The organism is Patulibacter medicamentivorans (genome assembly GCF_000240225.1).
GTDB lineage: Bacteria > Actinomycetota > Thermoleophilia > Solirubrobacterales > Solirubrobacteraceae > Patulibacter > Patulibacter medicamentivorans.
Genome location: NZ_AGUD01000105.1, coordinates 1 through 8,421, shown reverse-complemented (window position 1 = coordinate 8,421; position 8,421 = coordinate 1). Strand labels below are relative to the sequence as shown.

General features: G+C 76.2%; 5 protein-coding genes. 2 read left to right on the top strand and 3 right to left on the bottom strand.

All coding sequences use genetic code 11. The features are described from left to right. Positions 1 to 3,577, top strand: a 3,577-nt coding sequence (locus PAI11_RS08825; RefSeq protein ID WP_040599404.1) for a VWD domain-containing protein, incomplete at its 5' end; no start/stop codon positions are given. A gap of 54 nt (positions 3,578 to 3,631) precedes the next feature. Next, complete coding sequence (locus tag PAI11_RS08820; protein WP_007573267.1) at positions 3,632 to 4,435, top strand: cobalt-precorrin-6A reductase; 804 nt, start codon at positions 3,632 to 3,634, stop codon at positions 4,433 to 4,435. Positions 4,436 to 4,463: 28 nt separating this feature from the next. Here PAI11_RS08820 and PAI11_RS24180 read toward each other — a convergent pair whose 3' ends face one another. From PAI11_RS24180 to PAI11_RS28290, 3 genes are all read right to left on the bottom strand, one after another. Continuing rightward, a complete protein-coding gene (locus PAI11_RS24180) occupies positions 4,464 to 4,940 on the bottom strand; it encodes a MarR family winged helix-turn-helix transcriptional regulator (RefSeq protein WP_007573265.1) in 477 nt (158 codons plus the stop codon). Next, positions 4,937 to 5,317, bottom strand: coding sequence for a cupin domain-containing protein (locus tag PAI11_RS24175; RefSeq protein WP_007573263.1), 381 nt, complete (start codon positions 5,315 to 5,317; stop codon positions 4,937 to 4,939). Before PAI11_RS24175 ends, PAI11_RS24180 begins: the two co-directional genes overlap by 4 nt. A 170-nt stretch (positions 5,318 to 5,487) precedes the next feature. After that, on the bottom strand, positions 5,488 to 8,421 hold a 2,934-nt coding region (locus PAI11_RS28290), incomplete at its 5' end, for a S8 family serine peptidase (RefSeq protein ID WP_040599403.1).

Here is an 8,421-nt window from a genome sequence, read left to right as displayed (position 1 = left end):
GGGCCGTCGGTCGCTGCGCCGGTCCTCGGTCGCGGCCTCGGGCCTCCGCCGCGGCTCTCGGCGGCTGCTGTCGGGGGCCGTCGACGTCCACCGCCCGGCGGCCGCCCGGACCGCCCTGCGGCGCTGGACCGGGGCGCGCCACGCGAAGGGCGTCCGCCAGCTGGGCGATCGCGCCGCGCGCACGACGACCAAGCGCGGCCGGACCGTCCGCGTGACCGTGGCCTGGCGGCGCGGTGGCCGGATCGGCCTGCTGCGACTGGAGGCCCACGGTGCCGTCGGACCCACGAACGAGCTGGCCGTCGCCTACGCGCGGCTGGCCGATCGCGCCCTGCGCGAGACGCTGCCGCGCCGCGCCTGGGACCGGGTGCTCCAGCAGATCCGGCCCGACGGCTCGATCACCAAGGCGACTGCCCTGCGCGCCTTCTCGGTCGCCTACGGCCGGCTTCCGGGCGTTCCCCGGCCCACCGGGGTCCGCGCCAGCGTCCCCTCGGGCACCCTCGCGGTGCAGTGGATCCTGCGCTATCGGTCGACCCTGACCCGCGCCCAGCGGCGCGTCGTCGATCGGGCGCTCGGTCTGCTGGAGCCCGCGAAGGGCGGCCACTCGATCCAGGGCACGCTGCTGGCCGACGCCAACTTCACCCAGGACGACGGCCTGACCGCGGTCGCCGACCACTGGGCGCAGGTGATCGGCGGCCACCTCGGGATGCCGCTGACGACCCCGATCATCGCCGGCGACACGAAGACGAACATCGACTCCCGCGGCAAGCAGGTGCTCGCCGACGCGACCCCGGTCCAGCGCTACGGCCTGGCCGGCGAGCGGGTCTGCCGGATCCGGGTCAGCGACCACGGCCGCGGCCTTCCCGCCCGCACGCTGCGGGTGGTGATGGCCCACGAGGTCTTCCACTGCTTCGAGTTCCAGATCGACGCCGGGTGGACCGCGGAGCCCCCGTGGATCATCGAGGGGATGGCGTCGTGGGCGGCGCTCGAGGTCGAGCCCTTCGACGGGCTGAACTGGGTCGGCAGCTACGCCGGCAGCCCCGCGACGCCGCTGTTCGAGCGCAGCTACGACGCGGCCGGCTTCTTCGGCCACGCCGTCGACGTCGAGGGGTCGCTGTGGTCGCGCGTGCCCTCCGTCCTGCGGGCCCGGACCAACGTCGAGCGGTTCGCCGCGCTCGGCGGCGAGGGATTGCTGAGCACCTGGGCGTCGAGCGTCGTCCGCTCCGAGCCGCTCGGCCCGGAGTGGGTCATGCGCGACCCGGTCGGCAACCCGGTCGGCCTGACCGCGCACGAGAAGTGGACCGGGACGGCCGTCCTCGGCGCCAAGCCCTACACGCTCCAGCACTCGGTCTTCGAGGCGGCCCCCGAGCGGCCGATCGTGAACTTCGGGATCGAGGGCCACTGGCGCGCGACCTGGCCCGGACGCTCGCAGTACGCCGACCAGCCGGACATCTGGTTCTGCGCCAGCGAGGACCCGGGCGAGTGCACCTGCCGCGACGACGAGGACGGCAAGGTCCCCGCCACGCAGCCGCTGAACGAGATCGTCTGGGTCGCGGTCACCGGCGACCCGGGCAACGGCTCGGGCGGCTCGATCGTGTCGTACCGCCGCGAGGACTTCTGCCGGCCGAAGGACAAGGGCCCGAAGCCGCGACCGCGGCCGATCCCGCGACCGCGCTGCAACGGCAGCGGCTGCGGACGGACCAACGGCGATCCCCACCTGGGCACGTTCGACGGCGCGAGCTACGACTTCCAGGCCGCCGGCGAGTACACGCTGGCCGACTCGACGACCGACGGCCTGCTGGTCCAGGCACGGCAGGAGCCGTGGAGGGACTCGCGTTACGTCGCGATCGACACCGCCGTCGCGATGCGCGTCGGCGGCGCGACGGTCGAGGTTGACAAGGGCATGGACGTGCGCGTCGATGGCGACCCGGTGCGGCTCGCCGGCGGCCGCCAGCTGGGGCTGAAGGGCGGCGGGGCGGTCGAGCGCCACGACGAGGACGTGGCCGTCCGCTGGCCCGACGGGACCGTCGGCTACGTCTGGGCGGTCGGCGACTACGGCGTCGCGCTCGCCCTCCAGCCGGCCGCCGGCCGTGCCGGCAGGCTGCGCGGGCTGCTCGGCGACTTCGACGGCAACCCCGACGACGACTTCGTCGGCCGTGACGGCAGGCGCTATCCGGCCGCGAAGCTGGCCGGCGACGACACGTCGAAGTCCGCCTTCCGCGCCCTCTACGACGGCTTCGGCCGCAGCTGGCGGGTCGGGGAGCGGACCTCGCTCTTCCACTACCCGAAGGGCAAGGGGCCCGACGACTACCTGCGCAAGGGCTTCCCGAGCCGGTTCTTCACGATCGACATGCTCTCGCCGGCCAAGCGCGCCGCGGCCGAGAAGATCTGCCGGGCGAAGGGGATCACCGACGAGCAGCTGCTGGAGGAGTGCATCCTCGACGTCGCGATCACCGGTCGCAAGGCGTTCGCCTCGAGCGCCGGCGTGCTCGCGGACCTCGTCGAGCGGCCGCTGGCGGGCGGCTGGACCCCGCTCGGCGACGGCGTCGCGGCCACCGACGTGCCGGCTGTCGCCGCCGACGGCGGCGGGATCAGCGTCGCCTATCCGGCGCCCGGCGCCAGCGCGCTGGACGTCGCCAGCTTCGCGCCGAGCGCCGGCGGGATCGGCGGGGTCGGCCACGTCACGGCCTTCGGCGGCTGGCAGAGCGTCGGCGACGCCGTCTTCCTGCCACGGCCGGGGGGCGGCGTGCAGCTGCTGGCCGACGGCTTCCGCGACGGCTTCTCCGGCACCGCGTCGTCGGCCCGCGGCGCCGACGGCAGCTTCGCGCCGCCGGTCGGTCTCGCTGCCGCCTACGAGGGCCTCGGGCGCGCCGGCGTGCTGGCGTCCGACGGCGCACCGCTGGTGCCGACGACCTTCCAGAGCGGCCTGTCGATCGTCCACGGCGACCAGCGGGTCGACCTCTCGGGCGCTGTGCCCGGGTTCTCCTACGCGCCGGCGCTCGCCTTCGACGGCGGCGGGCGGCTGTGGCTGTCCTGGTACGAGATCTCCGACGAGCCTGGTCGCAGCGGGGTCTACCTGCTGCAGATCGACCCAGCCAGCGGCGGGCCGGCCGCCGGCGCGACGGCCCAGCAGGCGCCCGGCAGCGGGGGTCAGGACAACAACAGCGGGCAGCGTGGCTGGGCCTGCGCCGCGCTCTGCCGGGTGGTCTACGTCGACGGCGCGCGGACGGCGGGCCGGCTGGTCTCGTGGGCTCCAGGCGAGGCGACGGCGACGACGATCGCCCGTGCCAGCGGCAATGACCCGATCGCCGCGCCGGCCGCCGCCTACGCCTCCGACGGGCGGCTCTGGGTGACCTGGATCCAGGACGACCGGCGGCTGGTGGCGACGCTCGGCGACGACCGCGGGGCCGGCGGCCGCCAGGTCCAGGTCGACCCGCCCGTGGGCGCCAGCCGGGCGCTGGCGACCGTGCCGATCGCCTCGCCCGCGGGGCTCGTCGTCGCGGCCACCTGGGCGACCGCCGGCGGGCAGGGCGTCCAGGCGACGGTCGTCCCGCCGCCGGCCACGGGCTCCAGCGGCTGAGCGGCTGCCCGCGACCGCTCACCGGCCCGCTGGGGCACCCGCTACCGTCGGCGCATGGGCGAGCGGTCCGACCCCTCCGGCGCCGCCACGGTCCTGATCCTCGGGGGCACCGGCGAGGGGCGGGCGCTGGCCGAGCTGCTGGCGCCACGCCCGGGGCTGCGGGTGATCAGCTCGTTGGCCGGCCGCGTCGAGCAGCCGGCGTCGCTGGCCGGCGAGGTCCGCCGCGGCGGCTTCGGCGGTGCCGCGGCGCTGGCCCGCTGGCTGGTCGAGGAGCGGGTGACGGTCCTGGTCGACGCGACCCACCCGTTCGCGGCCCGGATCTCGCATGCCGCCGCCGATGCCTGCGATCAGGTCGGCGTGCCGCTGGTGGCGCTCCGCCGCCCCGGGTGGACCGCGGGTCCAGGCGACGACTGGCGGTGGGCGGACGACCTCGCCGCCGCCGCCGAGGCCGTGGCGGCGGTCGGCCGCCGCGCGCTGCTGACGGTCGGCCGCGGCGACCTGGCGGCGTTCGCCGGCGTCCGCGACGTCTGGTTCCTGGTTCGCAGCATCGAGCCCCCCGTCGGGCCGCGGCCGCCCGAGCACGCCCTGCTGCTCGCGCGCGGGCCGTTCGCGCTCGCCGACGAGTTGGCGCTGCTGGACGAGCACCAGATCGACGTCGTCGTCACCAAGGACAGCGGCGGCGCGGCCACGCGCGCGAAGCTCGACGCCGCGCGCCAGCGGCAGATCCCGGTCGTGATCGTGCGCCGGCCGCCGCTCCCCGGCGGCGACGCGATCGCGATCGTGGACGACGCGGTGGCCGCGGCGGCCGCCGTCGCCGCGCTGGTCTCCGCTGGCCCGGGAACGTCGGGCGCGCGGTAGCGGTCGAGCCGGGCCGCTGCGCCGCCGCTCACCAGGTCGGTCGCGCCCGCCGCGCCGCCAGGTCCGCCCTCGCGCCGCCGGCGGTGATGATCGCCTCCAGCACCGCGCGGGCGGCGACGACGGCGCTCGCGTCCAGTACGTCGCGCAGCTCGGCCTCGATCGCGGTTCCGGTCGCGATCGCGATCCCGCGGACCGTCGCGCCCTTGTCGGTCAGCTGGAGCCGGCGGGCGCGACGGTCCGCGGGATCGACGACCCGCTCGACGAAGCCGTCGCGCTCCATGTCGTCGACTAGCCGGCTGGCGCTCTGCTTGGTGACGCCGAGCCGCTCCGCTAGCCCGTTGACCGTCGGCCGCTCGGCGGCAACGGCACGGATCACGTAGCCGAAGGACGGGCGCATGTCGGCGATCCCGCGGTCCTGCATCGCGGCCAGCAGCCGGTCGCTGACCGCGCTCATCGCTCCGGCCAACAGGATCGGCAGGTCGGCGGCCGCAGCGTCGTCGGTCACAGCGCCCACGGCGGGGAGAAGGGCTCGCCGCCGTCGACCATCGCCTGACCGGCGGCCGCCATGCAGCAGATCGCGGTGCACGGCTCGCCGCCGTCGTTGGTGAGCCGGAAGTCGGTGTCGGGGGGCACGCAGATCGCGTCGCCGGCCGCCAGCTCGTGGCGGCGATCGTCGACGACGAAGGTCATCCGTCCGTCGAGGATCAGGAACGACTCGCCGTGGGTGAGGGAGTGGCGAGGGCTGCCGGCCCCGGGGTGCAGGACGACCTTCCATGCGGACACGGCGTGCGATCCGCGGGTCGGCGACGCGTAGCCGGTGATCTCGGTGCCCGCCTGTCCGAAGCGGGGGGCGTTGTCGTGACGGATGACGGTCTCGGGCATGCGGGGCTCCTGGTCGAGGAGCGCGCAGCATATGGTCAGCTGATGCTGATTGTCAATAGAAGCTGACTATCTGTCGGGCCCGCGGCCTCAGGCGGTGGCGAAGGCCGGCGACGGCGACGGCACCCGCGCAACGGGGCGGACGAGCCGGTCGGCCCGTCCGCCCCGAGGCCTCAGCGCCGCGGCTCGACCTCGACCACCGACTCGGCCAGCCGCCGCGTCGGATCGCGGTCGTCGCCGGCGTGCCAACTCACCAGGCCGAGCAGCGGCTCGTCGCCGCCGACGCCGTTCCAGCGCAGCGGGAACGACCGCTCCGCCGGGCCCTCGGCGTGCGCCGGGTCGCCGGCCACCGTCAGCCCCGGCTCGGGCTGCGGATCGTTCGGACGCGGGTCGTCGACGATCCACGTCCGCCGGTCGAAGCGCACGTGCGACCCGTCGTCCGGCATCGACGTCTGCGTGAGCACGACGTAGCGGCCCGGGACCGGCCAGGCCAGCTCCGCGTCCTGGTCGGCGAAGACCCCGGCGACGCGGATGTCGGACGGGCTCCACCGCCCGTCCTCGTCCGTGTCGCGGTAGAGGAAGTGCGCCGCGTAGTCGGGACGGGGCTCGTGCGTCGCCATCCGGGTCCGCAGGAGCGCCGTGCCCGGGGGCACCGTCATTCTGGCCTGGTGCTCCTCGACGCCGGCGTCGGGCACCGAGTCGGTGACCTGGTCGCGGTCGACCGTCGGCGCGATCAGGCCGTGGGCGACGCCGGCGACGGTTCCGGAGATCCGGGCGGTCACCGTCCGCTCACCCGACCGGTCGGCCTGCTCGATCCGCACCCGCGCCGGCGGGTCGACGATCCCGGGGTTGCGGGCCGCGACCGGGATCCGCAGCTGGCGGCCCGTCGCCGCGTCGCGCAGCACGATCGTGCGGTCGCCGAACGCCCGCGACCCGAGCGGCGCCGCGACGGCGACGCTCAGCCGCTGTCGTGCGCCCGGGGCGACCGTGAACCGGGCCGGCGTCACCCGCACCGTCGGGGCGCCGGTTCCGCCTCCTTCGACGGTTGCCGTCCAGGTCGCCTCGCGGTCGGCCACGCTGGCCACCGTCCGTTCGACCGTCGTCGGCGCGACCAGCGTCCCGAGGCTGATCGACGGCAGGTTCAGGTCGCGGGGCGCCAGCGGCTGCGGGTCGCCCTCGATCGCGCCCGGATCGAGCGCCTCGGCGACCCGCCGGTACTCCTCGGCGGTCGGGGCCAGCACCAGCCCGGCATCGGCGGCGGCGCTCGGGTCGATCCGCCCGCCGCCGACGGCGACGTGCGGCGCCGGCCCATCGCCGCCGCTCGCCGTCACGGGTGCGGTGGTGGTGGCCAGCGCCGAGCGGATCGCGGCCGGCGACCAGGTCGGCCGCGCCTGACGCAGCAGCGCCGCAGCGCCCGCCGCCGCCGGCGTCGCCATCGACGTCCCGGAGCGGGCCGCGAACCGCTCGTGCGGCTCCAGGCCGACCTGGGCGGCGTAGGTGTCCGGTGCGTAGGCCGACAGCACGCCGACGCCGGGCGCGGTGACGTCGGGCCGGAGCAGGTCGCGGGTCGCCGGGCTCGGCCCCCACGACGAGAGCCAGGCGCTGCGATCGGTCTGCCAGTCGCTGGCGCCGGCGGCCGCGAACGAGGCGGTGGCCCCGCCCTCGTGCGCGATCCGGCGCAGCGCCGCCAGGTCCTGTTCCCGCACGTGGAGCGACGGCACCCGGGTGGTGGTGGTCCGGTTCTCCGCCTCGTCCTGCGGCATCGCGAAGACGATCCCGACCGCCCCTGCCGCGGCGAGCGTGCGGTCGATCGTCTGCGGCCCGTGGTACTGGGTCGGCTCGCAGATCACGATCCGGCCGGCGACGTCCTCGCGCTCGATGCCGTCGACGCAGTGGCGGGCCCGGAAGTACGGATCCCCGCCCGGCCGCTCCAGATCGCGGGCGTCCACGATCGGCACGTCGCGCTGACGGCCGGCGACGCCGCTGGCCCGGGCCGAGGCCCGGCGCCCATCAGGGCCGCGGACCTCGATCGTGGTGGCGAAGGTCCGCCCGCCGGTGCTGGCGCCGACGCCGATCGTCCACGGATTGGACGCCGGGGTCTCGACGCGCCCGTTGCGACCGAGGCCGTTCTCGTCGCCGTTGCCGGCCGCCGCCGCCACCACGACCCCGGCGCGGTCGGCGTTCAGCAGCGCCACCGAGAGCGGGTCGATCGGGTGCTCCGGGTCGACATCGCCGCCGAACGACAGGCTGAGGACGTCGACGCCGTCGGCGACCGCCTGCTCGACCGCGGCCAGCAGGTCGACGTCCGAGCAGTAGATGTCGCCGAAGATCGGCCAGCAGGCCTTGTAGGCGGCCAGATGGGCCGCCGGGGCGATCCCGCTGATCCGGCCGACGCCCAGGCCGTTGCCGCCGATCACCGGGTCGACGCCGTGGTTGCCGACGGCGATCGCGGCCACGTGGGTGCCGTGGGCGATGTCGTCCCGCGGCGACTCGTACGCCTCCTCCTCCAGGTACTTCCGCGTGTCGTCCTGGATGAACGACCGCGCCCCGACCAGCTTGTTGTTGCAGGCCGACGCGGGGAACGCCTCGCCCGTCTCGCAGCGGCCGCGCCACGACCCCGGCGGCGGCTTGATCGCGTCGCCGGCGAACGACGCCGCCTCGGGCGTGATGCCGGTGTCGACGACGCCGACGACCACGCCGGCGCCGGCCCGCGACGGTCCGCCCAATCGGGTCCACAGCCGCCCTGGCAGCCCGAGGAAGTCCGGCTCCGAGCCGACCAGGTCGGCCCCGCCGAAGGCGCTACGGGTCGCCAGCGCGCTGGGACGGTGGTAGCGCTCGCGGGTCACGCGGCGGACGCCGGGCGCGCGCCGCAGCGCCGTCACCTGGGCGGCGGTCAGCCGGGCCGCGAAGCCGCTGAACGTCACCCGGTACTCGGCGTCGGGCCGGATCCCGGGAGCGGTCGCGGCGAGCACGCGCGACTGCTGCCCGTCGATCGCTTCCCGCTGGGCGTCGGCCGCCGCGGCCCGCGTGCGGACGCTGCCGCCCGGCGGTGCCGCGGTGGCGGCGTGGCGGGCCAGCGGCGCGGCGTCGAGCTGGACGATCCACTG